The following is a 597-nucleotide window of genomic DNA, read 5'->3' as shown; positions in this document are numbered from 1 at the left end:
TATCTCTATGGACGGCTCTCCCGTTGCAAGTCGATTTTGAACTGATCCGCTTGGCCCGTTGCAAACATCTATCCGGCGTCACCCGATCAATCGGGGCGCCCAAATGGGGAATCCGCTCGCACCTGCCTCTACAGCTGGTAGGCCTCTGAGGGCCTCGATAATAGTCAGGCTCATGGCACGCCGGTCCGACCTGTGCGTCTCATTTCTCCGTCGTCTCGCAAACTCCGGGGCAGGCCTTCAGAAGGTGGCGCGGCACGGTTCGCCCGTTCGAAGCACGGCCCAGATAATCCGTGCGTTCTTGTTGGCGACCGCAACCGTTGCGCGGTTGAAGCCACGCCGCTCCCGAAGCTGGTTGACCCACTGATTGTTATGATCAGTCTTGTTGGGGGCCGTTCGGACGACCGCCCTGGCGCCATGGACGAGCAGGCTGCGCAGATGCTGGTTACCCCGCTTTGAGATGCCCATCAGCACGGTTCGATCTCCGCTGGAGAATTGTCGCGGAACGAGACCGACCCAGGCGGCAAGGTGACGGCCATTCTTGAACTCGGACCCGTCGCCGACGGCGGCGACAATCGCAGTCGCCGTCTTTGGGCCGAC

At 61.6% G+C, this 597-nt stretch carries 1 protein-coding gene; it reads right to left on the bottom strand.

Annotated elements, in window-relative coordinates; genetic code table 11:
* Positions 1-237 precede the first annotated feature (237 nt).
* Positions 238-597 (bottom strand): IS110 family transposase (locus NWI01_RS18655; protein ID WP_141385428.1); only part of this gene is annotated, 360 nt, incomplete at its 5' end.

Origin of the sequence: Nitrobacter winogradskyi (assembly GCF_006539545.1) — a bacterium.
Lineage (GTDB): Bacteria > Pseudomonadota > Alphaproteobacteria > Rhizobiales > Xanthobacteraceae > Nitrobacter > Nitrobacter winogradskyi_A.
This window is presented reverse-complemented; position numbering and strand designations above follow the sequence as displayed.